Genomic DNA, 26,753 nt, shown 5'->3' with positions numbered 1-26,753 from the left:
CGGGCTTGCCCCGCGATTCATTCCACACTCCCCGGAAACACCAAACTGAACCGCGTCAATCCCTGCAACTGGCTGCTCACCTCAACCCGCCCACCATGCAACTGCATGATCGATTTGACGATCGCCAGCCCCAGTCCGGTTCCGCCCTCAAGCCGCGAACGCCCCGATCCCGCGCGGTAAAAGCGTTCGAACAAGTACGGCAGATGCCCCGGCTCGATGCCCGGCCCACGATTTTCGACCCATACGCAGACTTCATTACCGCAGCGCTGAACGGCAATGTCGATAGGCTGCCCTTCAGGGCTGTGGCGAATGGCATTGCTCAATAGGTTCGACAGTGCCCGTTGCACCATCAGTCGATCCGCCATGATCGTGCCCCAACCGTGCAAACGCAGGTTGATGCCTTTCTGTTCGCTGGCGAATTCGAACAGCTCACTGACGCACCTGGCTTCGTCGGCCAGGTTGACTGGTTTAAGCGGCAACTGGCTCTGCGGCTGGCTGACTTGGGCGAGGAACAGCATGTCATTGATGATGCGGCTGAGCCGGGTGAGTTCCTCAATGCTGGATTCCAGCACATCCTTGTATTGCTCGACCGGGCGCTCGCGGGCCAGGGTTACCTGTGCCTTGCCCATCAGGTTGCTGATCGGGGTGCGTAGCTCATGGGCCAAATCGTCCGAGAATTGCGAGAGTTGCTGCACACCACCGTCGAGGCGGTCGAGCATGACGTTTATGCTGTTGGCCAGTTCGTACAGCTCCTGCGGCAAGCCATCCACGGGCAAGCGCAAGGCCAGTTGCTGGGCAGATACCTGCTCGGCAACCTGGCTGAACCGACGTAACGGGATCAGGCTGCGCTGTACCAGCTTCCAGGCACCAAAACCGATCAGTAACAACAGCAATGGCAGGGCCAGCAGCGTTGAACGCAGGTAGGCTTGGAGCAAGCCGTGGTCGTCGGCGCGGTTGACGGTGAGCAGTACGCGCACCTCGGTGCCATCTTGCAAGCGCAACAGCCGTGAGGCGGTCAGCAGGTGATTGCCGCTGCTGTCGCGCCACTGGCTGAAGGTTAGCTGTGCGCTGCCGGGGATCAGCATCAGTGCTTCAGCATCGAGCCCCGGGCCCAGGGTCAGCAATGCCGAATGGCGACCGGTCAGGGCGATCACGCTCAGGCTCAGGTTGTCGTGGCCCATCACCACATCCAGCAGCGGATGGGCGGAAGTTTGCAGATCTCCTGATTTGAGGTCGAGGCTCAGGCCGTGTTCGATCTGTGCCATCTTCGCTGTCAGGCTTTTTTGCGCACGGCTGTCCAGTTCATGATCCAGGGCGAACACCGCAAGGCAGGCCAGCAGCAGTACCAGGGCCGCGCCCATCAGGGTGACGCTCAGGCCCAGACGCAGGGAAAGCCGTGCCGGTTTCATTCGCGGGCCTCAAGGACATAGCCGACGCCACGCAGGGTATGAATGAGTTTGTCTTCGAATGGGTCATCGATCTTGGCCCGCAGGCGGCGGATCGACACTTCAACCACATTGGTGTCGCAATCGAAGTTCATGTCCCAGACCAGGGAAATGATCTGGGTGCGCGACAACACTTCACCACTTTGGCGCATCAACAAGTGCAGCAGGGCGAACTCCTTGGCGGTCAGGTCGATACGTTGGCCGGCGCGATAGGCCCGGTGGCGGCCAGGGTCCAGCTCAAGGTCGGCAACTTTCAAGGTGTTCGGTTGCAGAGCCTGATCGTTACGGCGCAGCAGGCTGCGGATGCGTGCCAGCAGTTCGGGGAATTCGAAAGGCTTGAGCAGGTAGTCGTCGGCCCCCAGGTCCAGGCCTTTGACCCGGTCTGAGAGGCGACCGTGGGCGGTGAGCATCATGATACGGGTGCTCGACTCGGCACGCAGGCGCTGCAGCACTGTCCAGCCATCGAGTTCAGGCAGGTTGACGTCGAGAATGATCAGGTCGTAGGCCTGTTGGCGGGCCAGGTGCAGGCCGTCGGCACCACTGTGGGCACAATCGACGATGTAGCCGTTTTCACTCAGGCCCTGTTGCAGGTAGTCGGCGGTACGAAGCTCGTCCTCGATGATCAATAAGCGCATGAAATGACTCGGTGGTAGAAAAGGCGGTGATTCTCAACCCTGAAGTCACTACAGGGTCAAGCGCTTGGCAGGCGTCGAGCGGCGGATACTAAGCCATCTTTTGCGCAGTAATGGCTGGATTACAGATTTGTAATCTTCGAGTCATCTTGAGGATAAACCCCGATAACTACAGTGCGGGCTCTTGAAAAGGCGCAGGAGCCCGCCATGTTTTGCTCTCTGGACAGGCCCGGCACAGGCCGTGGCCGTATGCTGCTGATGCTGGTATTGCTGGCCGTGCCCTCATGGGCGATGGCCCAAGGCCCTGTACTGACCCTCGACAAGGCTCTGCAAACTGCGCAGGCCAACAACCCCGAACTGGCCGCCGCGCGTTGGGGTATCGATATCGCTGAAGGTGAGCGGCGCCAGGCCGGGGTACTGCCTAACCCCGAGGTGGGCTGGGAAGTAGAAGACACCCGCAATGGCAAGGAAACCACCACGGTCAGTGTCAGCCAGATGTTCGAACTGGGCGGCAAGCGCGGCGCACGCCTGGACGTGGCCGGGCGCGGTTCGCAGCTGGCGGAACTTGAGCTTGAGCGGCAGCGCAACGCACTGCACGCCGATGTGAAGGGTGCGTTTCAGGCTGCGCTGCAGGCGCAGGAAGGTTTGCAACTGGCCGAGCAGTCTTTGCGCTTGAGTGAGCGAGCGCTGCAAGTGGTGCAGGGCCGGGTCAAGGCGGGCGTGGCCTCGCCAGTGGAGGATACGCGCGCACAGGTGCAGATGTCGGAAGTGCGTCTGGAATTGGGACGTGCACAACAGGCACTGACCGTTACCTACCAGCAGCTAGCGGCTACCACCGGGGCGCCGCTGGCTGAATTCAGCCGAGTCGATAGCGCAGGTAGCGAAGACCCTGCGTTGCCGAGCCGTACCCTGCTGCTGGAGCGGCTGGAACAAACGCCGGACATGCGCCTCGCTCGGGTACAGATCGATCAGCAAGAGGCCGAGCTGAGCCTGGCACGCACACAACGGATTCCAGATCTGACGGTCAGCGTTGGCAGCCAGTACAGCGAAACCGACCGTGAGCGTATCAACGTGGTGGGCGTGTCGTTGCCGATCCCGCTGTTCGACCGCAACCAGGGCAACATTCTGGCCGCCGCCCGCCGTGCCGATCAGGCCCGTGACCAGCGTAATGGCGCTGAATTGCGCTTGCGCAGTGAAGTGGTCCAGGCCCTGGCGCAATGGAACACCGCCAGCCAGGAAGTCCGGGACTTCGACCGTTCGATTCTGCCTTCGGCGCAAAACGCCGTCGACGCCGCCACGCGTGGTTTTGAACGCGGCAAGTTTGCCTTCCTCGATGTGCTCGATGCCCAGCGCACCCTGGTGGCCGCGCGCCTTCAGTACCTGGAGGCCCAGGCTCAGCGCAGTGAAGCGCGGGTGCGGCTTGAGCGCATTTTCGGTGACCTGAGCCTGGCCACTCGCTGAGCCGGATCGATTTCCCCCGCTTTGATTGACGCCGCGTACAGCGGTGAGTGCTAAGGAGACTGCATGAACAAGAAGTCCGCAACGCTGCTGATCGCTGCCTTGTTGCTGGGCCTGGGGCTGGGCGTGCTGCTGGCACGCCAGACCGGTCCGCAACCACAGGCAGCCGCCTCGACGTCAGCCCATGATCATGCTGACGAAGGTGATCACGACGCGCCGGAGCAAGACGAGCACGGGCACGGTAAAGCCGAGTCTGAAGCTGGGCACGAGGAAGAGGAGGGGAACATCACCCTCAGCCAGGAGCAGATAGACCTGGCCGGTATCGAGCTGGCCGCTGCGGGGCCGCGCCAGTTGCAACGCAACCTGTCGCTGCCGGGGGAAATCCGCTTCGACGAAGACCGTACCGCGCATATGGTGCCCAGAGCCGCCGGGGTGGTCGAATCGGTTGCGGTGGTACTCGGTCAGCAGGTCAAGGCCGGTGATTTGTTGGCCGTCATCGCCAGCCCACAGATTTCCGAGCAGCGCAGTGAACTGGCGGCCAGCCAGCGTCGTCTGGAGTTGGCACGTAGTACCTATCAACGGGAAAAAGATCTATGGCAAGAGGGCATTTCCGCCGAACAGGATTACCTGCAAGCCCGTCAGGCCCTACAGGAGGCCGAGATTGCCCAAGCCAATGCCCGCCAGAAAATCAGTGCCCTGAGCGGCACCACAGTGCTGGCAGGTGGCAACCGTTACGAGTTGCGCGCGCCATTTGCCGGGCAGATCGTCGAGAAGCACCTGGTGCCGGGCGAGGTGGTCAACGAGACCAGCGCTGCTTTCACCCTGTCTGACCTGTCACGGGTCTGGGCGACCTTTGGCGTGGCACCGAGGGATCTGGGCAAAGTGCGTAGCGGCATGGCCGTGAACATTGTTGCCAGCGAACTGAACGAACAGGTCGAAGGCAAAATCAGCCATGTCGGCAGCTTGCTCGGTGAGCAGTCGCGTACCGCTACTGTTCGTGTGTCCCTCGACAACCCGCAGGGTGCGTGGCGCCCAGGCCTGTTTGTGGCCGTGCAGGTGCCAAGCGAGCGCGTTGACGTGGCGCTGGCCGTACCCGACCAGGCCATTCAGAGCCTTGAAGAGCGGCCAACCGTGTTTGTACGCACCCGTGAAGGCTTTGTCGCCCAGGCGGTGGAGCTGGGGACCAGCGCCAATGGCTACGTCGAAATCCGCAAAGGCTTGCACGCCGGTCAGCAGGTAGCGGCGTCGGGCAGTTTCGTCCTCAAGTCGGAGCTGGGCAAAGCCAGCGCCGAGCACGTCCACTGACCTGCGCGAGTACCTGTCATGTTCGAACGCCTTATTCAATTTGCCATCGAGCAGCGCTGGATGGTGCTGCTGGCGGTGCTGCTGATGGCCGGGCTGGGAGTCGCCAGTTATCAGAAACTGCCGATCGATGCCGTCCCGGACATCACCAACGTCCAGGTTCAGATCAATACCCAGGCTGACGGCTTTTCGCCGCTGGAAACCGAGCAACGCATTACTTTTGCCATCGAAACGGCCATGGCCGGATTGCCGGGCCTGGAACAGACCCGTTCGTTGTCGCGCTCGGGGTTGTCGCAGGTCACGGTGATCTTCGAGGAAGGCACCGACCTGTTCTTCGCCCGCCAGCTGGTCAACGAGCGCTTGCAACAGGCCCGTGGGCAACTGCCTGAAGGTGTAGAGGCAGCGATGGGGCCGATCTCCACGGGCCTCGGGGAAATCTTCCTGTGGACTGTGGAGGCCGCCGAGGATGCGCGCAAGGAGGATGGTAGCCCGTATACGCCGACCGACCTGCGCGAGATTCAGGATTGGATCATCAAACCACAATTGCGCAACGTGCGTGGTGTGGCGGAGATCAACACCATTGGCGGCTTCGCCAAGGAATACCAGATCGCACCTGACCCCAAGCGCTTGGCCTCGTACAAGCTGACCCTGGCAGACCTGGTTACCGCCCTGGAGCGTAACAATGCCAACGTCGGCGCCGGTTATATCGAGCGCCGCGGGGAACAATTGCTGATTCGCGCGCCGGGGCAACTGGCTGGAATCGACGATATTGCCAACATCGTGCTGGCCAACATCGACGGCAGCCCGATCCGTGTGCGCCATGTCGCGGAAGTCGGCATCGGCAAAGAATTGCGCAGTGGTGCGGCGACCGAGAACGGCCGCGAAGTGGTGCTGGGTACGGTGTTCATGCTGATTGGCGAGAACAGCCGTACGGTGTCGCAGGCGGTGGCGCAGAAACTGGTGGAGATCAACCGTTCGCTGCCGCCAGGGGTCAGCGCGGTTACGGTGTATGACCGTACCAATCTGGTCGACAAGGCGATTGCCACGGTCAAGAAGAACCTGATCGAAGGCGCGATCCTGGTCATCGTGATTCTGTTCCTGTTCCTGGGCAACATCCGTGCGGCGCTGATCACCGCGATGATCATTCCGCTGTCGATGCTGTTCACCTTTACCGGCATGTTCAGCAATAAAGTCAGTGCCAACCTGATGAGCCTGGGGGCGCTGGACTTCGGCATCATTGTCGATGGTGCGGTGGTGATCGTGGAAAACGCGATTCGGCGCCTGGCGCATGCCCAACAGCATCATGGTCGACTGTTGACTCGCTCCGAGCGTTTCCATGAAGTGTTCAATGCTGCCCGTGAGGCGCGTCGGCCACTGATCTATGGGCAGTTGATCATCATGGTGGTGTACCTGCCGATCTTTGCCTTGAGTGGTGTTGAGGGCAAGATGTTCCACCCTATGGCGTTCACCGTGGTAATTGCCCTGCTCGGCGCCATGCTGTTGTCAGTGACCTTCGTGCCTGCGGCGATTGCCCTGTTTGTCACCGGCAAGGTCAAGGAAGACGAAAACCTGTTGATGCGCAGCGCCAAGCGTGGCTATGCACCGCTGCTGCGTTGGGTCATGGGCCACCGGCCACTGGCGTTCAGCCTGGCTGCGGTGATGGTGCTGTTGTCCGGGGTACTGGCCAGCCGCATGGGCAGTGAGTTCGTACCGAGCCTGAGTGAAGGAGACTTCGCCTTGCAGGCATTGCGCGTGCCGGGCACAAGTCTCAGCCAGTCGGTGGCCATGCAGCAGCAACTGGAACAAAGCGTGCTGAGCCAGGTGCCGGAGGTGGAGCGGGTGTTCGCTCGTACCGGTACCGCCGAGATCGCCTCCGACCCGATGCCGCCGAACATTTCCGACAGCTACGTGATGCTCAAACCGCAAGAGCAGTGGCCGGACCCCGATAAGTCACGTGAGCAATTGATCGCCGATATCCAGCGCGCCAGTGCGCGGGTGCCGGGCAGCAACTACGAGTTGTCGCAACCGATTCAGTTGCGGTTCAACGAGTTGATTTCCGGGGTACGTAGCGATGTCGCGGTCAAGGTGTTCGGCGATGACATGGCGCAGCTCAACCGCACCGCCGGGCAGATTGCGGCAACGCTGCAGGCGGTACCGGGGGCGTCGGAGGTCAAGGTCGAGCAGACCTCAGGCTTGCCGGTGCTGACCATTGAGGTCGACCGCGACAAGGCGGCGCGTTACGGGCTCAATGTCGGCGATGTACAGGACACCATTGCCGTAGCAGTGGGCGGGCGTCAGGCCGGTACGCTGTACCAGGGCGACCGTCGCTTCGATATGGTGGTGCGTTTGTCCGAGACCTTGCGGACCGACATCGAAGGGCTGTCGCAGTTGCTGATCCCGGTGCCCGCGGGCACTTCCAGCAATGGCCAGATCGGCTTTATCACCCTGGCCGACGTTGCCAGCCTGCAATTGGTGCAGGGGCCCAACCAGGTCAGTCGCGAGGACGGTAAGCGCCTGGTGGTAGTCAGCGCCAACGTGCGTGGTCGTGATATCGGTTCGTTTGTTGAAGAAGCCGGTGAGCGTATTGAGAGTCAAGTCAGTATCCCGGCGGGTTATTGGATTCGCTGGGGCGGGCAGTTCGAGCAACTGCAATCGGCAGCACAGCGTCTGCAGGTGGTGGTGCCGGTCGCCTTGCTGCTGGTGTTTGCCTTGCTGTTCATGATGTTCAACAACTTCAAGGACGGCCTCCTGGTGTTCACTGGTATTCCGTTTGCCTTGACCGGAGGAGTGGTGGCGCTGTGGTTGCGTGATATTCCGCTGTCGATCTCGGCTGGAGTGGGTTTTATTGCTTTGTCGGGTGTGGCGGTGCTCAACGGCCTGGTGATGATCGCTTTCATCCGTGGTCTGCGTGAGCAGGGACGGCCCTTGCGTCAGGCCATCGATGAAGGAGCACTGACCCGCCTGCGACCGGTGCTGATGACCGCGTTGGTAGCCTCGCTCGGCTTTATCCCTATGGCCCTGGCCACTGGTACTGGCGCCGAGGTGCAGCGGCCGCTGGCGACCGTGGTGATTGGCGGGATTCTGTCGTCCACCGCGTTGACCCTGTTGGTGTTGCCAGCACTGTACTACCGGGCTCACCGTAAGGAAGAAGCGCAAGAAGCCATGGAAGTGACGAAACTGTAATTTCACGCTCATCTTCGAGTTATTCAGCCCTTGTCAGGATACCCACGGCGGCCGCATCAGCGGCCGTCGTGCGTATTACGGCGAATAATCAGGAGCTAAAGATGGTGAATAAAACCACAACCTGTATAACCGGTGTGCTGGCCTTGGCCAGTTGTGCGGCCAGTAATGCCGCCACACAGCCGCAAGGCTTTATCGAAGACAGTAGTCTCACGGTGCTCAGCCGTAACTTCTACTTCAATCGCGACTATCGCAAGGGTGAGGAGTCTCCCACCGGCAAGGCCGGTTATGCCGAAGCCTGGGCCCAGGCGTTTATCGCTCGTTTCCAATCAGGTTACACCCAGGGTACTGTCGGCTTCGGCCTGGATGCCTACGCTATGTTGGCGATCCAACTCGACAGCGGTGATGGCCGCAGCGGTGGGCGCAGTTCGTTCGACATGCTGCCGGTCGATAGTGAAGGCCACACGTCGAATAACTTCAGCAAGCTGGGCGGTGCAGTCAAGGCGCGCCTTTTCGACACCGAAATCAAAGTTGGCGATGTGTTCCCCACCACACCCGTGGTGCACTTTGGTGACTCGCGTCTGCTACCGGAAAGCTTCAGCGGCTGGACCCTGGAAAACACCACGCTGGAAGGCCTGACAGTGCAGGGCGGTCGTCTGCATGCTATGAGCCAGCCGCTGTCGAGCAACAACCGCGATGGTTTCGAAACCTTCTATGCCGGCCCGGTCGATTCGCCCTGGCTGGGCTACTTTGGCGGTGACTACCAGGCCACCGATAACCTCAGCCTGAGCCTGTACAGCAGCCGCCTGAAAGATGCCTGGGATCAGTACTACGCAGGCGCCAGCTACCAGTACCCGATTTCCGAGCAGCTCAGTGCCTTCACCAGCGTTAACTATTACAAGGCCAAAGACCAGGGCAAGCAGTTGCTGGACAGCTTCGACACCGATATCTGGAGTGCCCGGGTAGGCTTCAGCTATGGCGCCCACACCCTGGCGTTGTCGCACCAGCGGAACCAGGGTGACAACGACTTCGACTACCTGCGTCAGGCCGACTCGATCTACCTCGACAACTCGATCCAGTACAGCGACTTCAACTCACCCAAGGAACGCTCCTGGATGCTGCGCTATGACCTGAACATGGCCAGCTATGGCGTGCCAGGGCTGACCTTCATGACCCGCTACGGGCGTGGCAGTGACATTGACTACTCCGATGCCAACGCGGTGTACATGCGCCGTGACGCGGCGGGTAATCCGCTGACTGATCAGAAGCGCTGGGAGAGGGATATCGAGGCGAAATACGTGGTGCAGTCGGGATCGTTCAAAGACTTGTCACTGCGTGTGCGCCAGGCCACGACACGGGCGACTGCGTTCGAATCGGATCTGGACGAGGTGCGTCTGATCGTCGAGTACCCATTGACCCTGCTGTAGGGCCTTTCTTGCAACACTGTAATGTCCGGCTCACCTTGGCGTTAGCTTGCCCTCCGTAAGATTGAACCGTACTGAAATTCAATCACGAGGTGAGCAACATGAGCCTGATCAAGTATGTGTTGATGGGCGTTCTGGCCCTTGGAAGTGGTACCGCGCTGGCTGAAGGCGGTGCCGAACGTTCGAAACAGTTCTGGGAGAAGTTTCGCCTGAGCCAGGAGCAGGTCCACGGCAAGAAGGATCAGGCAGTTGTCACCTCTGAGTCGCAGAAGCGCGGTGACGCGCAGCAGCAGGTGGCCAAAGAGTAGCTCCATTCACCTTGGTAGCTCCCCGCTCCTTTGGAAAAGGTGAATCTTGGGCGCCCAATCGGGCGCCTTTTTTTTGCGCGAAATTGGTGGGAGCGGGCTTGCCCCGCGATCGCAGTGTGTCAGTTACATCGCATCGCGGGACAAGCCCGCTCCTACCGTTGTTTTATTTGCGGGCGACCAGCACCGCGCGGCGCGGGGCCGGCAGGCCTTCAATGGTGCGACTGTGGTCAGCAGGGTCGAGGAAGTCGCTCAGTGATTGATAGCGCATCCATTCGGTACTGCGTTGTTCTTCAACGCTGGTGACACTGACATCGACGCAACGCACATCACTGAACCCGGCACGGCGTAGCCAGCGCTCCAGCGCCGGAACCGACGGCAGGAACCAGACGTTACGCATCTGCGCATAACGGTCTTCAGGGACCAGCACCTGATGCTCGTCACCCTCGACGACCAGAGTCTCCAGAACCAGTTCGCCGCCTTTTACCAGGCAGTCCTTGAGCGCCAGCAGGTGCTCAATGGGCGAGCGGCGGTGGTAGAACACCCCCATGGAAAAGACCGTGTCAAAGCCTTCAAGGTTGGCCGGCAGGTCTTCCAGGGCGAAGGGCAGGTGCCAGGCAGGCAGTTCTGGCAGGTAGCGCTGTACCGCCTGGAACTGGCAGAAGAACAGCCAGTTGGGGTCGACACCGATAACGCTGTCGGCACCGGCGCCGAGCATGCGCCACTGGTAATAGCCGTTGCCGCAGCCGACATCGAGAATGCGCTTGCCTTTGAGGTTCAGGTGCGGGGCGACCCGCGACCATTTCCAGTCTGAGCGCCATTCGGTATCGACGTGCACGCCAAACAAATCGAACGGACCCTTGCGCCAGGGCGATAAGCCCATCAGCGCTTGGCGCATGCGTTCGCGAGTGTCCTGGTCGCAATCGCAGTCAAGGTTCAGGCCGTTGACCAGATCGACCTGGCTCGGTACCAAGGCGGGCAGTGCATCCAGGGCATTCTGCCAGCGCTCCAGGTCGCCGTGACCTTTCTCCAGTTTGGCGTCGAGTTGCGCTTGCAGGCCTTGCGACCATTGCGCCAGGGGAGTACCCGCCAGACGGCGGACCAGCGGAGAAAGATCAATCATGGCAGGGCAATCAACGAGGCAAAGTTAAGGCATTGGAACCAAGGGACGACTTTGGAGAAACCGGCGGCCAGCAGGCGCTCGCGATGCTCTTCCAGGCTGTCGGGTTTCATCACGTTTTCAATGGCACTGCGCTTCTGGGCAATTTCCAGTTCGCTGTAGCCATTGGCGCGTTTGAAGGCAACATGCAGGTCAGTCAGCAGGGCGTGTTCTTCCGGGTCGTCGAAGCGCAGCTTTTCCGACAGGATCAGTGCTCCGCCGGGCAGCAGAGAGGCGCGAATGCGAGTGAGCAGTTGCAGGCGCTGCTCGGGGGCAATGAACTGCAAGGTGAAGTTCATGGCCACTACCGAAGCCGGCTGAAAGTCCAGGGCGAGAATATCGCCCTCGATCACGTCGACCGGCAACAGCTCCTGGAACATCGAGTCCTGGGCAGTGAGGTATTGTCGGCAGCGCTCGACCATGGCTGCCGAGTTGTCGACGGCAATCACCCGGCAACCGTCGCTGCGTACATGGCGGCGCAGGGCCTGGGTCACAGCGCCCAGCGAGCTGCCCAGGTCATACAACGCGGTGTTCGGTTGCGCAAATTGCGCGGCCAGCACGCCGAGGTTCTCGACAATGGTCGGGTAACCGGGCACCGAGCGTTTGATCATGTCCGGGAACACCCGCACCACGTCTTCGTTGAAGGCGAAGTCGGGCACCTGGCCAAGCGGCTGGGCGAATAGGCGGTCGGGTTCTTTGCTCACGGGGCGATCCAGGCGTTGGGCGTTAAAAGGCGGGCATTTTAGCCAAACTGGCTGGCAGATGCATGGCCTGGCTGACCAGTGCCTTTACTTCACGCTGATCGCGCAGTCGAAGGTTTGCACCGGGCGCACTTCCGGGGCCCAGGGCTGCTGGTATACCAGCAGCAAATGCCCTTCACCGGCTGCCTGAGCCTGAAAGCGCCATACCGACTGCCCGGCGCTGCCTACTACGCCGGCATCTTCCGGATGGCTGTAAACCTCCGGGCCCAGGCTGCGCAGAATGCCTGTCGCGGGGTTTTGTATCAGCCAGCGATAGCCGGTGCTGGGGTTGCTGGGCAGGGTCAGGGTGAGGTTCTGACCTGTTTCCAGGCGGATGGGGCACTGGCTTACCTGCTCCAAGTCCACGTTTTCGTGTCGGCCTGGAGTTTGTGAACACGCCGCTAGGAAGGGAAGCCCAAGAGCCAGCAACTTGAAGTTGATATTCATCGACAATCCAGTCATTCGGCGCTGGCGTTGGCTTTCAGGAAAGCCTGCCCTCTGTAGGGTAATACGCAGCGCTACTAGTTTATGAGTCCCAGGCCGGTTTGGCCAATCAGAGGGATGCGGACATGAACGAAGTACAAAACGATTTTGACACATTGCAGCAGGAGGCTGAAATCCTGCCGAAAAACCTTATTCAGGCGATGGCGGAACGCGATGGGCCGGAAGAAGGGGGCTTGACCCTGACGCGCGAGCATATTGTTACCCTGAGTGAATATGCCAATTATACCTTCACTCTTCCCACTACCCACGACACTGTAGTGCGCTGGTTGGGTTATTCCACTATTGCTAGCCAAGATCTAATGCCTGGCCAGATGCTCGGTCTGAATAAGGATCTTCGGGCGCACGGAAGTAAGTGGAAGGATCTGGCAGACAACAGTAAAAGGCTGGGCTTTGAACTGGCCGCTAATGCTAATGGGATCAATACTACCGGCAGCGAAATAATTGAGATCCTGGAAAAAACCAAGGCGTTGGGAAAGAAAAACGAGGCTTGGGAGACAATTACTTTCGACCACCCCGTCGTCCTCAATGCAACCGATAAAGGCAGTGTTTTGGACCTTGTTGATTACATGACAGTGTTGCGTGAAGACGTAGACCGTTTTGCCAAACGTGTGAATGAGGTTGGCGAAGAAACTGAAAAGTTTCGTAGTGAGGCAACCACGGTACTGATTCCAGCGGTGTTAAGTAAGTCCAGGGCTATTAAAGATCTCAATACCGGTGAGCAGATCAAGGAAATGCGTGAAGACCTAGCTGAGATCGATAAAAGGATAAAACAGCTTGAGGCCGAGTACGACCAATATGTAAAAGCAGCGCTTAGTGGTTTGGCAGCAGGCCCATTGGGCGCTGTTATCACCGGCTCAATTTACGGGAGCAAGGCAGAGAAAGTCCGTAAGGAACGTAACAAACTTCAAAAAGAGCGCGGTGCGTTAAGCCAGAAACTGAAAGCTGCCGTTAAGTTAGAAGGCCTGGTGGAAGAGTTGGGAACGCAGATGGGGCAGACGGAGACACGGCTTCGTGATGTTGTGACCGCTGCGAGTCACCTGCATTCTGCCTGGCTGAAGATTGGTACTTATATTGATGCATCGATTGAGCAGCTAAAGCGCATTGAAAATAATCAGCAGCTTTATAAATTTGCGATTTTTTTCAAGCGGTTTATTGGTCAGTGGAAAGAGATTGAAAAGTTTGCTCAGCACATGAATCGCGTTTTTGATGATGCTGCTTCTGCTAAATAAAGGATTATGGTATGAATGATAATGTTATTGCAATGGATTCGGCTCTAAAAGCTCCCGACATGAGCAAGGTTTCTGCGGCAGTGTCTGCGTATTCAAAAGTTTGGGAGAGTCGTACCTTTGATTTTCTTCCACTGTTGCATACGTCGATTGAGCGACACTATAAAGGTTTTGTTAAATTTGGTGGGGAGCTGGCAAGAAATGCTGAAGAGATCTCTGCTTCAATAAACTCAGAGAATGTAGCTGAATTGCTCAAAGAGTTTCAGGACGCAGGTTCAGACGCAGACGAGCAAGCATTTTATCTGGAAGAAATCCAGCGTGGTGCCAAAGCTATCAGTAGCAAACTTGGTAAGTTGGTGGGTGGGGTGGACGCTGCGACCAAATCGATTGCCAGTCTCCCTGTATATGATGTTGAGCGTGATCGTGCAAGTTACATCGAGACTCAACAGCGTTTGGTCAAGGCTTTGCAAGAGCTCAATGAAGCAATGGCCAGTAAGCAGAAGGAAATTGCAGAACTGGACAAAGCTATCGCCGTTTTCGAGGAGAACGGTATTGAGAAGCTATTTGAAGGCAAGCTGCCGACCACTGAGCAAGTCCAGGGAATGGTGGCGCAAGGTTCTACCACTGCCGGTGCCGCCGTTGCCGTTGAACAAGCACTAGAGGCACTGAATAAGTTGCTGGGAGGTATTCAGGAAGGCATGCGTTATTCGCAACTTCAAGAACGACGTCGTGAATTTCAATCGCAAGCTCAGGAGCTGCTCGTCGAGCAACGTGAGCAACAAAAAAAGGAGAAACAAGTAAGCAGTTATATCGAATCACTTTCGGTGCACGCATCGCTGGTTGAAAAGCGTTCGGAGTGGTTGTCGCAGAAAAAACAGATTCATGCTCAACTGCAAATCGAACTCAACAAACTGTCGGGCATGAGTCTGAAAGGTGCGGAACAGGCGCAGGTGTTGAGCAAACAGTTAGTGGCGTTGGCCACCTATGTTAATCATATTGTTAACAAAAGTCGCGAAGCCTTCTGATGAAGGCCGGGTGTCAGTTGGAAAAGCTGACACCCGGCAAGGTTGATGCGAGTAAGGCGAAATAGAGGCTTCAAGTTATGGGTGGTCGATGAGTACAGAATTGGATTTAGAATGGCAAAGTCAGTCTTCGCAGTTACCTGAATCGCTCACGGGCATAATGGACTCAAGTCTGGATACGGGGGCCATGAGCCTGTCGGAAGCACACCTCAGGAAGATTATTGACTATGTACGTTATGTGAGGGCATTGCCGAGTACGCAGTCTCATCTAAAACAGTGGTTCAGCCAAGGAAGAGCAGAAGTTTAAGCCGCGGTCACGCTAGGTATCTTTTCAGCTGATCCTGACCTTGAGTGTGGCGCTATTCTGGATTTTTTTTACAGCTTGAAGGAGCATGCCGCTGACTGGGACGTGTTATTTGCCAAGAATTTTCAGTTGGCGAATCGGTTGGTTACGTGTTCAGGACGTATCAATAGCATAGGAGCGGCGATTCTGGAGAGTTGTGATAAAACCAAAGCGTTGGGTAGCCGACGTGAGGCTTGGGATACACTAGGGTTTGATGAATCTATCGCACTCGAGCCGGAAGATAGAGAAATCGTTTCCTCGCTTCCAAAATATGTTAGCGCTATTAAGAAAGCAGTGCATGAATATGCTGAGCAGGTTGAGCGAGTGCATAAGGATTGCACTCAATTTCGTGATGAAGTGCAGATGTACCACATCCCTGCGATCGTAAAAAAGGTCAAGGCGGTCGAAAGAGTTAAATCGCCAACGACCAAAGATTTAAGCCCGTCCACGATGGCGAAGGTGCGGGTACAGGCTCGCCTCTCGGAAATGCAGGATCAGCTTCAGTCTCTGGAAGACTTACTCCGGGAAGTGCTGACGGCCTCATCACACTTTGACTCCGCTTGGAAAAGCTTTGATGTTTATATTGACACGTCGCAAGAAAAGCTGAGCCAGATCACCACTGCCCAACAACTGGCGCGATTTGCGATTTACTTTGGCCAGTTTTTGGGCCTTTGGGGCACTATCGAACAAAGCGCTTTGCAAATGAAAGATAAACTGTACGCGCTCAATTATTAGCAGCAGGGCACGGCTAATTCGTTGCAGATCGTCCTGAATGCAGGCCTCCCAAGCCTGCATTCAGGGCCAAGGCCATGTTAGTTGAACAGTACTTTTGCCACATCACTGAAGCGCTTGGCGAAATGCACGCTCAGGCCCTCTTTGAGGTAGTCAGGCAATTCTTCGAAGTCGCCACGATTGGCTTCCGGCAGGATCAATTCGAAGATTTTTTGCCGGCGTGCCGCAATCACCTTTTCACGCACCCCGCCAATGGGCAGCACTTGCCCGGTAAGTGTCAACTCGCCGGTCATCGCCACACCTTTTTTCGGCGCCTGGTCGCGGGCCAGCGATAGCAGTGCACTGGCCATGGTAACCCCTGCGCTTGGGCCATCTTTGGGGGTGGCACCTTCGGGCACGTGCAGGTGGATAAAGGCTTCGTTGAAGAACGTCGGATCACCACCGTACTTTTTGAGGTTGGCACTGACATAGCTGTAGGCGATTTCTGCCGACTCTTTCATCACATCGCCCAGCTGCCCGGTCAGTTTGAAACCGCGGTTCAGGGTGTGGATGCGTGTCGCTTCGATCGGCAGAGTTGCACCGCCCATGCTGGTCCAGGCGAGGCCAGTGATGACGCCTTTGCCCGACAGCACCTGCTCGCTACGGAACACCGGCATGCCCAGCGAAACTTCCAGATCTTTGGTGCCAATCTTGATTTTCGCATCGGGGTTTTCCAACAGTTGCATCACGGCCTTGCGCACCAGTTTGCCCAGCTGCTTTTCCAGTTGGCGCACGCCTGCCTCACGCGCATAGCCCTCGATCACAGTGCGCAGCGCACCATCAGTGATGCTCAGGCTGGACTTGGCCACACCGGCTTTCTCCAGCTGCTTTGGCCACAGGTGGCGTTTGGCGATAGCGAGCTTTTCTTCGGTGATGTAGCCCGACAGGCGAATTACTTCCATGCGGTCGAGCAATGGCCCGGGGATCGAGTCGAGGGTGTTGGCGGTGCATACGAACAGCACTTTGGACAGGTCCAGACGCAGGTCCAGGTAGTGGTCAAGGAAATCAACGTTCTGCTCAGGGTCAAGGGTTTCCAGCAAAGCCGAGGCCGGATCGCCCTGATAGCTCTGACCCATTTTGTCGATCTCGTCGAGCATGATCACCGGGTTCATCACCTCGACGTCTTTCAGTGCCTGCACCAGCTTGCCGGGTTGGGCGCCGATGTAGGTGCGCCGATGGCCTTTGATTTCGGCTTCATCGCGCATGCCGCCAACACTGAAACGATAGAACGGTCGGCCCAGGGACTGAGCGATCGACTTGCCGATACTGGTTTTGCCGACACCGGGCGGGCCGACCAACAGGACGATGGAGCCGCTGATTTCGCCTTTCCAGGCGCCGATGGCGAGGAATTCGAGGATCCGGTCCTTGATGTCGTCGAGCCCGGCATGGTGCTGGTCGAGCACCTTGCGTGCGTGCTTGAGGTCGAGCTTGTCCTTGCCGTACACACCCCAGGGCAGGGCGGTGGCCCAGTCCAGGTAATTGCGGGTGACGGCGTACTCCGGCGAGCCGGTCTCGAGGATCGCCAGCTTGCCCATTTCTTCGTCGATGCGTTTTTTCGTTGCGGGCGGTAGGGTTTTGCCCTCGAGGCGCTGTTCGAACTGTTCCAGGTCGGCACTGCGGTCGTCTTTGGTCAACCCCAGCTCCTGCTGGATAACCTTGAGCTGTTCCTTGAGGAAAAACTCGCGCTGATGTTCACCGATCTGGCGGTTCACTTCGGCGGAAATTTCATTTTGCAAGTGCGCAACTTCAACCTCTTTGCGCAGCATCGGCAGGACTTTCTCCATACGCTTGAGCATAGGGACGCAGTCGAGCACTTCTTGCAACTGGTTTCCGGTGGCCGAGGTCAGCGCCGCAGCAAAGTCGGTCAGCGGCGACGGGTCGTTGGGGCTGAAGCGGTTGAGGTAGTTCTTCAGTTCTTCGCTGTACAGCGGATTGAGCGGCAGCAGCTCCTTGATCGCATTGATCAGGGCCATGCCATAGGCCTTGACCTCATCGGTTGGCTCGCTCGGCTGATGCGGGTATTCGACTTCCACCAGGTACGGTGGGCGATGGTGCTTGAGCCAGGTACGGATGCGTACGCGGGTCAGGCCCTGGGCGACGAACTGCAGTTTGCCGTTTTCGCGGCTGGCGTGGTGAACCTTGACCAGGGTGCCGTATAGCGGCAGGGCCGAGGTGTCGAAATGTCGGTGGTCTTCGGGTGGGGTGTCCATGAAGAACAGCGCCAGGGAGTGGTGCGGGGTCTTGGCAACCAGGTCCAGGGTTTCGGCCCAGGGCTCTTCGTTGACGATGACCGGCAGCACTTGCGCGGGGAAGAACGGACGGTTGTGAATCGGGATAACGTACACCTTGTCCGGCAGTTGCTGGCCGGGCAGGGCGAGGTGATGGCCGGTGTGTCGGGACGCTTCAGGGTGCTCGACTTCGGCGTGGTCGTCGGGATGTTCGGGTAGATCCTGCTGATCGCTCATGGGGCACCTGTGCAAATGACTATGGTGCTTAGATGGGGGCTTAAGCTTTCAGCTTCAAGCTACAAGCCGCAAGTGGGAGTTGCGGCACTTGCAGCTTGAAGCTTCTAGCTCGCAGCTAAAGCCTATTCAGCCAATTTGTAAGCGATTACGTAATCACCCATTTTGGTCCCCAGTGAACCATGTCCACCGGCCGTTACCAGAACGTACTGTTTACCGTCCTTGCCGGTGTAGGTCATCGGCGTGGCCTGGCCACCCGCTGGCAGACGCGACTTCCACAGCTCTTTGCCGGTGTTGCTGTCATAGGCGCGCAGGTACTGGTCCAGGGTGCCGCTGAGGAAGCCCAGGCCGCCGGCGGTGACGATCGAGCCGCCCATGCTGGGCACGCCAATCGGCAGGCCGATCGGGATCGGCGAGCTGTCGCGGCTGGTGCCGTTCTTGTGCTTCCACACCACCTGGTTTGTGGTCAGGTCGATACCGGCAACGTAGCCCCAGGCTGGCGCCTGGCAAGGTACGCCCAGCGGCGACATGAACGGGTGCATGATCACCGCGTACGGTGCACCGGTGTTGGGCTGTACGCCGCTGGTTTCACTCTCGCGTTTGCTGCCGGCGGCAACTTGCTCACGTGGCACCATTTTCGACACGAAGGCCATGTAGTTTGGTGAGGTGAACAGCAGTTGTCGCACTGGGTCGACCGAGACGCTGCCCCAGTTGAAGACACCAACGTTACCCGGGTACACCAGGCTGCCCTGGATTGACGGCGGGGTGTATTGGCCTTCGTAGCGCAGCTCGCGGAACTGGATGCGGCAGAGCATCTGGTCGAACGGGCTGGCGCCCCACATGGCTTGTTCGGTCAGGTCCGGGCCGAGCAGGTTGAGGTCGGAGCGGGCTTGGGTCGGGGCGGTATGGTCGCCTTCGACCGCACCCTGCGGCGCCGGGATTTCGCGGATCGGCACGATCGGGGTGCCGTCACGACGGTCGAGCACGTACAGGCTGCCCTGTTTGGTCGGGGCGATCAGCGCCGGTTTGACGCCATCGGCGGTTTTCAGGTCCAGCAGGGTTGGCTGGCTGCCGACATCCATGTCCCACAGGTCGTGGTGGGTGAACTGGTAGTTCCAGCGTACTTTGCCGTTGGTCAGGTCGAGGGCGACTATGCCTGCGCTGAACTTCTCGGCGCCAGGGGTGCGGTCGGCGCCCCACTGGTCCGGGGTCTGGTTACCCAATGGCAGGAAGACCATGCCGAGCTTTTCATCGACACTGGCCAGCGACCACATGTTGGCCGAGTTGCGGCTGTAGGTTTTGCCCGGTGCCAGTGGTGCGGTGTCGTCTGGGTTGTTGCTGTCCCAGTTCCATACCAAGCGGCCATCGTGAACGTCGTAGGCGCGGATCACCCCAGATGGCTCGTTGGTTGACTCGTTGTCGGTGACATGGCCGCCGATAATCACCAGTTCGCGGGTAATCGCTGCAGGCGAAGTGGAGTAATAACCGCCAGGGGTGAACGGACCGATACCGGTGGTCAGGTCGATCACACCTTGGTTGCCGAAACCTTCACAAACCTTGCCGGTGTCGGCGTTCAGGGCAATCAGGCGCGCATCGGCGGTGGGCAGGTAGAGACGACGCGGGCAGGCACGAGCGACGGCTTGACCTGCGTCGGAAATTTTCGGCGTTGGGCTGCCGTCAACGCTGAGGTAGTTGTTCTCGTCGTAGTACGAGACACCCCGACAGGTCATGTGGGCAAAGCCCTTGAAGCCGGTCGGGCTCTTGATCTGAGGGTCGAAGCGCCAGATCTCGGTGCCGGTGTCCGGGTCCAGGGCCAGCACCTTGCTGTGGGCGGTGCAGGCATAGAGCATGCCGTTGACCTTGAGCGGGGTGTTCTGGTTGGTCAGCTCGACCGGGTCGTTGTCGGTTGGCAGGTCACCGGTTCGAATTCGCCAGGCTTCCTGCAGCTTGTGCACATTGTCAGGGGTGATCTGGCGCAGCGGCGAGTAGCGGTCGCCGAATTCGGTACGGCCATAAGCCTGCCATTCACCGTCGGGCATTTGCGGGGCGGTGCTGCTCAGCCCGGCGCTGTCGCGACCCAGTTTGCCTTTGATTTCACCCGGGTGAGTGAACTGGCTGGCCACGGCGGTGGCCCCCGACAGCACTACGGCCAGGCTTAGCAGCGCAGGGTTGATTTTCGTCGGGTTGCCCAGCAGCGGGCGACGCGCCCAAGGCAGCAACAAGACCACGCCCAGGGCGAACCACAGGGCCAGGCGTGGCACCAGTTGCCACCAGTCCAGGCCGACTTCCCACAGGGCCCACAGGGTGCTGCCCAGCAATACCAGGCCATACAGGCCCAGGCCGTGGCGGTGCAGGGCAATCAGGAGGATGCCGGACAGAGCGAAGCCGATCCCGGCAATCAGGTAATACCACGAGCCGCCGAGCTGGCTCAACTTGATGCCGCCGGCCAGTAGGGCCAAGCCCATCAGCAGCAACAGCACGCCGATCAGGCGCGGCAGCCAGCGGGTTCTACTCAAGGCACCTTCTGTGCTCATCGTGTGTTCTCCGTTAGATAAAAAGGGTGATTAAAAACTGCTTTGAAGCTTGATCCCGCCGATCAGCGCGTCGTCGACCTGGCTCACGCCACCGGGGTGGCGGATGTACTGCAGGTTCGGGCGCACGGTCAGCCAGTCGGCCAGGTGAATGCCGTAGTACAGCTCGGCGCTGTACTCGGTGTCCTGGATCGGACGGAACAGGGGATCGTTGTAGTCGCTGACGCCGTTGGCCTGGTTAAGCGCGTCGGCGTTCTTGCGATAGGCAGGGTTGACGTGCACGCGGGCCAGGGCGAAACCAATATCGTCCTTGGCGCGGGCGTCGAAAGGCCCCTTGTACACCACACCTGCCGAAACGTAGTTGTCGATGGCATTGGTCTTCTTGTCGTGCAACGTGGCGTTGGCGAACACACTCAGGCCACGGGAGTGATCAGAAGCCTGCGACGTAAGCTGCTGCTGGGCACCGAGCCAGAAGCCATGCTTGCTCGAACTGCTGCGATAAGCCTGGCCGGACAGCGCTGCCGGTTGGTCGTTGCTGTCTTTGTAGACGTCAGTTGCCTTGGCATTACTGTAGTAGTAACCGGCGCGATATTCCCCTTTCAGGCCATTGAACGTCGGGCTCCACACCAGTTCGACTGGCATAACCGCGCCCTGGGTGCCGCTGCCGCTGAGCTTGAAACCGTTGTTACGGTCGAGGTTCGAGGGGTTTTGCTCGAAGGCGCCGATCTGCGCGTACAGCTCAGGCGTGAGGTTGTATTTGACCCGCAGGGCCCATTGGCTGACCGGCCAGTTGTACCAGATGTCACCGGCCCAGTTACCCACTTGAGAGCCGCAGAACGCCAGGTTCTGAAAGTCGCAGGGGAAGCTATTGAAGTCTTCGCCTTGACCGAAGCGACCGAATTTCACATCGAGGGCGCCGTCGAAGTACTTCTGCTTGATCCACAGTTGGGTGAGACGCCAGGTCTGGCCGCGGCCCCAGACCTCCTGGGCCGAGGTGAAACCACCGACCCGCGGGTCGTTGATCCGGTCGTTGCTGATGTTGTCACCGTGGCGCTGGGTGACGGTCAACTGGAATTCGGTGTCGTGCCAGCCAAGGATCTTCTGCAAATCCAGGTGCGTGCCGAGCGCGAACTGACCGCTGTAGCGCGCTGTTGTGTCGTCGTCATAGCCGCCGTGCAAGTTGGCGCCCATCTCGCCGGTGTAACCGAGGGTGAAGTCGTAGCCACGCTCGGCCAGCTCCGTACGTGTGCCGCCCCAGTCGCCGAGCATCCATGGTGAGTCGCTGGAAAACGGTGCAGCGGCTTGGGCACAGGGTGCGAGGCTGGTAATGGCCAGCACCGACAACAGCGTTCGGGTGGCGGGGAACAGGCGGGAGCGTTGGATCTGAGGCATGAGATAGCGCTATCTTTTAATTTTTGAACAAACGGCACGTGCGCCAGATCCTGGGGATCTTCGGCGATTAGGCTCTATAGGGATTGACTGAAGCGGTTCAGCTTGCGGCGCAGAGGATATAGGTGAATTTGTAATAAAAAAAGACAATTCAATAAGAGGGATCGTTGCTGGATCGGTAACAGTCCGCTGTTTTTGCAGCGATGGTGGGAGCGGGCTTGCCCCGCGATTACGGTCTGTCAGGTAGATCGCGATCGCGGGGCAAGCCCGCTCCCACCGGAGGGTTGTGATGATCAGAACGTGGTGCGCAGGCCTACTTCGACGCTACGGCCCGGTGCCGGGGCGATGTCGCGCAGAATGGAGCTGGCATAGCGGACGGTCTGGTCGGTGAGGTTCTCACCGCGGACAAAGGCCAGCCATTGGCTCTGGCCGATGTCGAAGCGATAACCCAGGCTGGCGCCGAGTGTGGTGTAACCATCGGTGCTGGTTTCGTTGTCGGGTTTGTGGTGTTGGTCGCTGGCATGTTGTACGTCGAACCGTGCCTGCCAGCGTTCCCGTTCCCACAACAGGCCGCTGTTCAGGCGCAGCGGGGCAATGCGTGGCAGGTCTTCGCCGCTGTCCAGATTTTTCGCACGGGTGTAGTCGCCGGAGAGTTCCAGGGCAAAACTGCCCCATTGGTTCTGTACCAGTTGCCAGCGGTCTTGGGCCTCGATGCCATAGAAGCGCGCCCGCACACCCTTGTACAGGTACTCGGGTACCTCGCTGCCGTGGTCATGGTCATGATCGTGGTCTTCGTCTCCGTGGTCGTGCTCATGCCCTTCACGCATGTTGCCACTGGCCAACAGGCCGATGTAGTTGCGGAAATGGCTGTAGAACACACCGATGCTGCCTTTATGCACGCCGTTGTCGAAGCGCAGGGCCAGATCACTGGAAATGGCTTTTTCTTTGCTCAGGTTCGGATCGCCGACTTCATAGGTACCGGTGGCGACATGCGCGCCGTTGGCATACAACTCATAGAAGGTCGGCGCGCGTTCGGTGTAGCCCAAGGTCGCAGCCAGCGACCAGACTGGGGTCAAGGTGTAGACGGCGCCAGACGACAGGCTGGCTGCGGTGAAACTACTGCTGCTGTCGGCGTGGGCAAAGCGTTCGCTGCCCTGGCTGTCGGGGTCGATTCGGGTGTGCTCCAGACGCCCACCCAGGCTCAGATTGAGGCGGTCACTGGCTTGCCATTGTTCGAGCATAAACAGCGCCAGGCTGTCGGTATCGGTTTGCGGAACAAACGCTTCTTCACCCAGGGCGGAAAATTCGTTGCGGCTGACTTGTGCGCCAATCATGCCTTCCACGGGGCCCCAGGGCTGATGGCGCGCTTCAACCCGTGCTTCATAGCCCTTGTTCTTGAAAGTGGTATGCACTTCGCCGCCTTCCAGTTCACGGTGCTGGTAATCGGTGTAGCCGACATCGAATTTCAGTGCGCTGAAGGGGCCATCGAGGTCGCGCAACTCTGAGGCGAAGCCATAGTGGTCCTGTTGCATGTCCAGGCGCACACCTGGTTCGGCTACCGAGCCGTAATTGCTGTCGTAGCGGCTGTAGGACAGGCCGCTGTAGCCGTGTTCCCAATGGTAGGAACCGCCGATAGCGCCACCGTCCTGGCGACCATCACTATTTTCCAGCTTATGGCGGCTGCCTGGTTCATCGGCGTCGCGCACCTTGGAACTGCGGGCGTAGCCTGGGATACGCAGGTCGTTGAATTGCCGGCTGTTGGCGTCCAGGTGCAGGGCAAAGCGGCCATTGCCTGCTTCCAGTTTGCCGGCACTGCTGCGGGTGGTGTCGGCGCCGCCGTAACGTAGCTCCCCGGCGCCATGGATGCCTTCAACCGGGGAGGTGGGAATGCGGTTATCGAAGCTGTTGACCACACCACCAATGGCGTTGCCGCCATACAGCAAGGCTGCCGGGCCGCGGACAATTTCAATGCGCTCAACGGTGGCTGGGTCCAGCGGTACGGCGTGATCGTAAGACAGTGACGAGGCGTCCAGCGCGCCCACGCCGTTGCGCAGAATGCGAATGCGGTCACCGTCCAGCCCGCGGATGACCGGGCGGCTGGCACCGGGGCCGAACCAGGTCGAGGCCACGCCAGGCTGGTTGTTCAGGGTCTGACCGAGGCTGCCTTTTTGTTGCAAGGTCAGATCGTCACCTTCAAGCACGGTGGTAGCGGAGGCCAGTTCGCTGTTGCCCAGCGGGTTGGCGGTGATGACTTGAGGCTCCAGTTCTACGGCCTGGCTCAGTGGTGAGGTGAGGCAGAGGGCGGCGGCGAGGGGGGTGTGGCGGAGGGGCAAGCGGCGCATGGGGGTCCTTGGTAGCGTTATATTTACGTTACAATATAACATTGCCTGGCCTTTTGGTAGGAGCGGGCTTGCCCCGCGATAGCGCTCTTCCTCGCACACCGCTATCGCAGGGCAAGCCTGCTCCCACCGCACTAGAATGTTTGTTAAGGTGCGCACCTTTGATTCGCTGGAGCACAGGCATGTCTACCGCCAACCCCAATCCGCTGCATGGCGTGACCCTGGAGCAGATCCTCACCGCCCTGGTGGCGCACTACCAATGGGAAGGTCTGGCTGAACGTATCGACATCCGTTGCTTCAAGAGCGATCCGAGCATCAAGTCGAGCCTGACGTTCTTGCGCCGCACGCCGTGGGCGCGGGAGAAGGTCGAGCGTCTGTACCTGAAGTTGCAGCGCGGGCGCTGATTCATGCCCCGGCGCGAGGTCGTGATCGGCCTGGCCGCCTGCCTGGGCTGGAGCGCCCTGGCGATTCAGCTCTATTTGGTACTACTGGCGCGTTGGCACGAGCAGGCCAGCCTGATTGGCGGCCTGATCAATTTCTTCAGCTACTTCACCGTGCTGAGCAACACCCTGGTTGCTGTGGTGTTGACTCAAGCGGTGTTCGGTAGACCGTCGGCAGCACGGCGCTGGTTTCTTTCCCCGGCGGTCAGCTCAGGTGTTACCGTCAGCATTGCCTTTGTCGCTCTGGCGTATAGCCTGCTGTTACGCCACATGTGGCAACCGCAAGGCTGGCAGTGGCTGGCTGATGAGCTGTTGCACGACGTCATGCCGCTGTTGTTCGTGGGCTATTGGTGGTGTTGCGTCGAGAAAGGCAGTTTGCGGCTCAAGCATCTAATGGCCTGGCTGCTGTATCCGGCGGGGTACTTCGCTTTTGCGTTGTGGCGCGGGCAGTCGATAGGGGTCTATCCCTATCCGTTCATCGACGTCGCCGAACTCGGGTATACGCAAGTGTTGGTCAATGCGCTGGCGATGATGCTCGGCTTTATCGCCATTGGCGTACTGGTGCTTTGCCTCGATCACTGGCAGGGCGGGCGCCTGGCCAAAGCCAGGACGCAACCCTGAGGGTACCGATTACTCGTCGTCGTGTGGATCGAGACGCCAATAGGCGGCTGCTTTGATTTGGTCTTCCTTCACCCCTTTTTCGTCGATCAGCAGGCGTTTGGTGGCTCGGGTCAGGGCTTTTTCCAGGGCTACCCAGGCGTAGAGCTGGCCTTCAGGCAAGGTCAGGCCCTTTACCACCTCCAGCAGGTTCTGCTGGTGTCGCTGCACCCAGACCACCTCCAGTTCGGCGAGGCTTTTCAGCGGCTGCTGCTCCTTGGCATCTTCGATCTCGATGACCGCCAATACCTTGCGCGTGGCGGGCAGTTCTTCCAAGCGCCGGGCAATGGCCGGAATCGCGGTCTCATCACCGATCAGCACATAGCTGTCGAAAATATCCGGTACCACCATCGAACTACGTGGGCCGGCTATGTTGAGGACCTGGCCGACTTCAGCCTGGGCTGCCCAGGTCGAAGCAGGGCCGTCTCCGTGCAGGACGAAGTCGATATCCAGCTCACCGGCGGCCAGGTCGATACGCCGCGGGGTGTATTCGCGCATGGTCGGGCGCACGCCGTCGCGGCTGAAGTCGAGATTCTCCAGCGCCGTTTGCTCTTCGGGTGAACAGGCGAACAGCAGTTTGACGTGATCGTCGCTCCCAAGGCTGGTAAAGCCCTGCAGTTGTGGCCCGCCGAGGGTGATACGGCGCATGCGCGGAGTCAGCTCGGTGACCCGCAGTACGTCCAGGCGACGATGTTTAATCTCATGGTTGACGCGATGAATCGCGTCGCTTTCGCTGACACTCATTCGGAGGTCTCCGTAGTGGTCGCAGAAGGCCCTGCGACGATGGCTTTGGCCGTGTTGTTGAGCAATGTACGCACCCGCTCGATTTCGGCCGGATTCCAGCGGCCACTGTGCATTTGCAGGGCATGCCGCAGGTTATGCACCGCTTCATGGATTTCCTGGGGGCGGTCGTGCCCGCATAGCGAGCGCTTGCTGACTTCAATACGCATGCGCACGCCATCCAGGGCGATGGCTTGTTCGGCCAGCGATTCAAGCCCGGCGGCGGTGGCGCTGTAGAGCTTCTTGCTACCGTGGACCTGGCCGACGATCAGCTCGCTTTCTTCCAGAAAGGTCAGGGTCGGGTAGATCACCCCAGGGCTTGGGCTGTAGTGGCCGCCGAACAGGCTTTCGATCTGGCGGATCAGGTCATAGCCGTGGCAGGGCTGCTCGGCCAGCATCGAGAGCAGCAGCAGTTTCAGATCGCCGGGAGCGAAAACCCGTGGGCCACGGTCGCCACGTTCACGGCTGTGACGGCGTTCGAAACCGTCATGGCGTTCGCCATGGTCACGGTGGGAATGATGTTCACGCATGGAAGGCTCCGGTTGCGTTAGATGTATCTTTAGATATTACTCAAGATATATCTTAAGACAAGAGTGAGACTGAGAATAATTCTCATAATAGTCATTCAGGGGACGAACGGCGCT

The 26,753-nt window shown here is 59.2% G+C and carries 21 protein-coding genes; 10 read left to right on the top strand and 11 right to left on the bottom strand.

Annotated features, from left to right (window positions below; all coding sequences use genetic code 11):
• Positions 1-17 precede the first annotated feature (17 nt).
• Complete coding sequence (locus E1573_RS16430; protein WP_133215558.1) at positions 18-1,409, bottom strand: heavy metal sensor histidine kinase; 1,392 nt, start codon at positions 1,407-1,409, stop codon at positions 18-20.
• Positions 1,406-2,080, bottom strand: coding sequence for a heavy metal response regulator transcription factor (locus tag E1573_RS16425; protein ID WP_133215556.1), 675 nt, complete (start codon positions 2,078-2,080; stop codon positions 1,406-1,408). Before E1573_RS16425 ends, E1573_RS16430 begins: the two co-directional genes overlap by 4 nt.
• 204 nt (positions 2,081-2,284) lie before the next feature.
• Between E1573_RS16425 and E1573_RS16420 the strand changes: the two genes are divergently transcribed.
• The 5 genes from E1573_RS16420 (at position 2,285) to E1573_RS16400 (ending at position 9,749) form a co-directional block, all read left to right on the top strand.
• The gene (locus tag E1573_RS16420; RefSeq protein ID WP_133215554.1) at positions 2,285-3,538 is read left to right on the top strand and encodes a TolC family protein; all 1,254 of its coding nucleotides are present in this window, start codon (positions 2,285-2,287) and stop codon (positions 3,536-3,538) included.
• A 63-nt stretch (positions 3,539-3,601) separates the two neighbouring features.
• A complete protein-coding gene (locus E1573_RS16415) occupies positions 3,602-4,840 on the top strand; it encodes an efflux RND transporter periplasmic adaptor subunit (RefSeq protein WP_133215552.1) in 1,239 nt (412 codons plus the stop codon).
• 18 nt (positions 4,841-4,858) lie between these two features.
• Positions 4,859-8,020 (top strand): CusA/CzcA family heavy metal efflux RND transporter, encoded by a 3,162-nt coding sequence (locus tag E1573_RS16410; RefSeq protein WP_133215550.1) that lies wholly within the window; start codon positions 4,859-4,861, stop codon positions 8,018-8,020.
• Positions 8,021-8,121: 101 nt separating this feature from the next.
• Positions 8,122-9,444 (top strand): OprD family porin, encoded by a 1,323-nt coding sequence (locus E1573_RS16405; protein WP_133215548.1) that lies wholly within the window; start codon positions 8,122-8,124, stop codon positions 9,442-9,444.
• Between the two features lie 98 nt (positions 9,445-9,542).
• On the top strand, positions 9,543-9,749 hold the full coding sequence (locus E1573_RS16400; protein WP_133215546.1) for a hypothetical protein: 207 nt from the start codon (positions 9,543-9,545) through the stop codon (positions 9,747-9,749).
• Between the two features lie 163 nt (positions 9,750-9,912).
• Here the strand turns inward: E1573_RS16400 and cmoB are convergent, their stop codons facing one another.
• The 3 genes from cmoB to E1573_RS16385 all read right to left on the bottom strand — a co-directional run bounded on the left by cmoB (position 9,913) and on the right by E1573_RS16385 (position 12,092).
• Positions 9,913-10,869, bottom strand: a complete 957-nt coding sequence (gene cmoB / locus E1573_RS16395; RefSeq protein WP_133215544.1) for a tRNA 5-methoxyuridine(34)/uridine 5-oxyacetic acid(34) synthase CmoB — start codon at positions 10,867-10,869, stop codon at positions 9,913-9,915.
• Positions 10,866-11,609 carry a carboxy-S-adenosyl-L-methionine synthase CmoA gene (gene cmoA / locus E1573_RS16390; RefSeq protein ID WP_133215542.1) on the bottom strand — a complete coding sequence of 248 codons (744 nt, stop codon included), beginning with the start codon at positions 11,607-11,609 and terminating at the stop codon, positions 10,866-10,868. The genes cmoB and cmoA overlap by 4 nt, the downstream gene beginning before the upstream one ends.
• A gap of 84 nt (positions 11,610-11,693) precedes the next feature.
• Positions 11,694-12,092, bottom strand: coding sequence for a protease inhibitor I42 family protein (locus tag E1573_RS16385; protein WP_133215540.1), 399 nt, complete (start codon positions 12,090-12,092; stop codon positions 11,694-11,696).
• Between the two features lie 122 nt (positions 12,093-12,214).
• On the opposite strand from E1573_RS16385, the gene E1573_RS16380 reads away from it, so the two are divergent.
• The 3 genes from E1573_RS16380 (at position 12,215) to E1573_RS16370 (ending at position 15,475) form a co-directional block, all read left to right on the top strand.
• Positions 12,215-13,378: an alpha-xenorhabdolysin family binary toxin subunit A gene (locus E1573_RS16380; protein ID WP_133215538.1), complete on the top strand. Its 1,164-nt coding sequence runs from the start codon at positions 12,215-12,217 to the stop codon at positions 13,376-13,378.
• A gap of 11 nt (positions 13,379-13,389) precedes the next feature.
• Positions 13,390-14,400: an alpha-xenorhabdolysin family binary toxin subunit B gene (locus E1573_RS16375; protein WP_133215536.1), complete on the top strand. Its 1,011-nt coding sequence runs from the start codon at positions 13,390-13,392 to the stop codon at positions 14,398-14,400.
• A 379-nt stretch (positions 14,401-14,779) separates the two neighbouring features.
• Positions 14,780-15,475 carry a hypothetical protein gene (locus tag E1573_RS16370; RefSeq protein ID WP_133215534.1) on the top strand — a complete coding sequence of 232 codons (696 nt, stop codon included), beginning with the start codon at positions 14,780-14,782 and terminating at the stop codon, positions 15,473-15,475.
• Positions 15,476-15,552: 77 nt separating this feature from the next.
• On the opposite strand, the gene lon is transcribed toward E1573_RS16370, so the two are convergent.
• From lon to E1573_RS16350, 4 genes are all read right to left on the bottom strand, one after another.
• Positions 15,553-17,976 carry an endopeptidase La gene (gene lon / locus E1573_RS16365; protein WP_133215532.1) on the bottom strand — a complete coding sequence of 808 codons (2,424 nt, stop codon included), beginning with the start codon at positions 17,974-17,976 and terminating at the stop codon, positions 15,553-15,555.
• Positions 17,977-18,098: 122 nt separating this feature from the next.
• Positions 18,099-20,507 (bottom strand): glucose/quinate/shikimate family membrane-bound PQQ-dependent dehydrogenase, encoded by a 2,409-nt coding sequence (locus tag E1573_RS16360; RefSeq protein ID WP_133215530.1) that lies wholly within the window; start codon positions 20,505-20,507, stop codon positions 18,099-18,101.
• Positions 20,508-20,537: 30 nt separating this feature from the next.
• A complete protein-coding gene (locus E1573_RS16355) occupies positions 20,538-21,896 on the bottom strand; it encodes a carbohydrate porin (RefSeq protein ID WP_133215528.1) in 1,359 nt (452 codons plus the stop codon).
• 290 nt (positions 21,897-22,186) lie between these two features.
• The gene (locus E1573_RS16350) at positions 22,187-24,235 is read right to left on the bottom strand and encodes a TonB-dependent receptor (protein ID WP_133215526.1); all 2,049 of its coding nucleotides are present in this window, start codon (positions 24,233-24,235) and stop codon (positions 22,187-22,189) included.
• Positions 24,236-24,414: 179 nt separating this feature from the next.
• Between E1573_RS16350 and E1573_RS16345 the strand changes: the two genes are divergently transcribed.
• On the top strand, positions 24,415-24,636 hold the full coding sequence (locus E1573_RS16345) for a VF530 family DNA-binding protein (RefSeq protein ID WP_133215524.1): 222 nt from the start codon (positions 24,415-24,417) through the stop codon (positions 24,634-24,636).
• A 3-nt stretch (positions 24,637-24,639) separates the two neighbouring features.
• Entirely contained in the window at positions 24,640-25,293 is a 654-nt protein-coding gene (locus tag E1573_RS16340) for a Pr6Pr family membrane protein (protein WP_133215522.1), read from the top strand.
• Positions 25,294-25,302: 9 nt separating this feature from the next.
• Here E1573_RS16340 and E1573_RS16335 read toward each other — a convergent pair whose 3' ends face one another.
• On the bottom strand, positions 25,303-26,073 hold the full coding sequence (locus E1573_RS16335; RefSeq protein WP_133215520.1) for a siderophore-interacting protein: 771 nt from the start codon (positions 26,071-26,073) through the stop codon (positions 25,303-25,305).
• Entirely contained in the window at positions 26,070-26,639 is a 570-nt protein-coding gene (locus E1573_RS16330; protein WP_133215518.1) for a PadR family transcriptional regulator, read from the bottom strand. Before E1573_RS16330 ends, E1573_RS16335 begins: the two co-directional genes overlap by 4 nt.
• Between the last annotated feature and the right edge of the window lie 114 nt (positions 26,640-26,753).

The sequence above is a fragment of the Pseudomonas sp. H9 genome (assembly GCF_004353925.1).
GTDB lineage: Bacteria > Pseudomonadota > Gammaproteobacteria > Pseudomonadales > Pseudomonadaceae > Aquipseudomonas.
The sequence above is the reverse complement of the archived record's forward strand: the minus strand, read 5'-3'. Positions and strand labels throughout refer to the sequence as shown.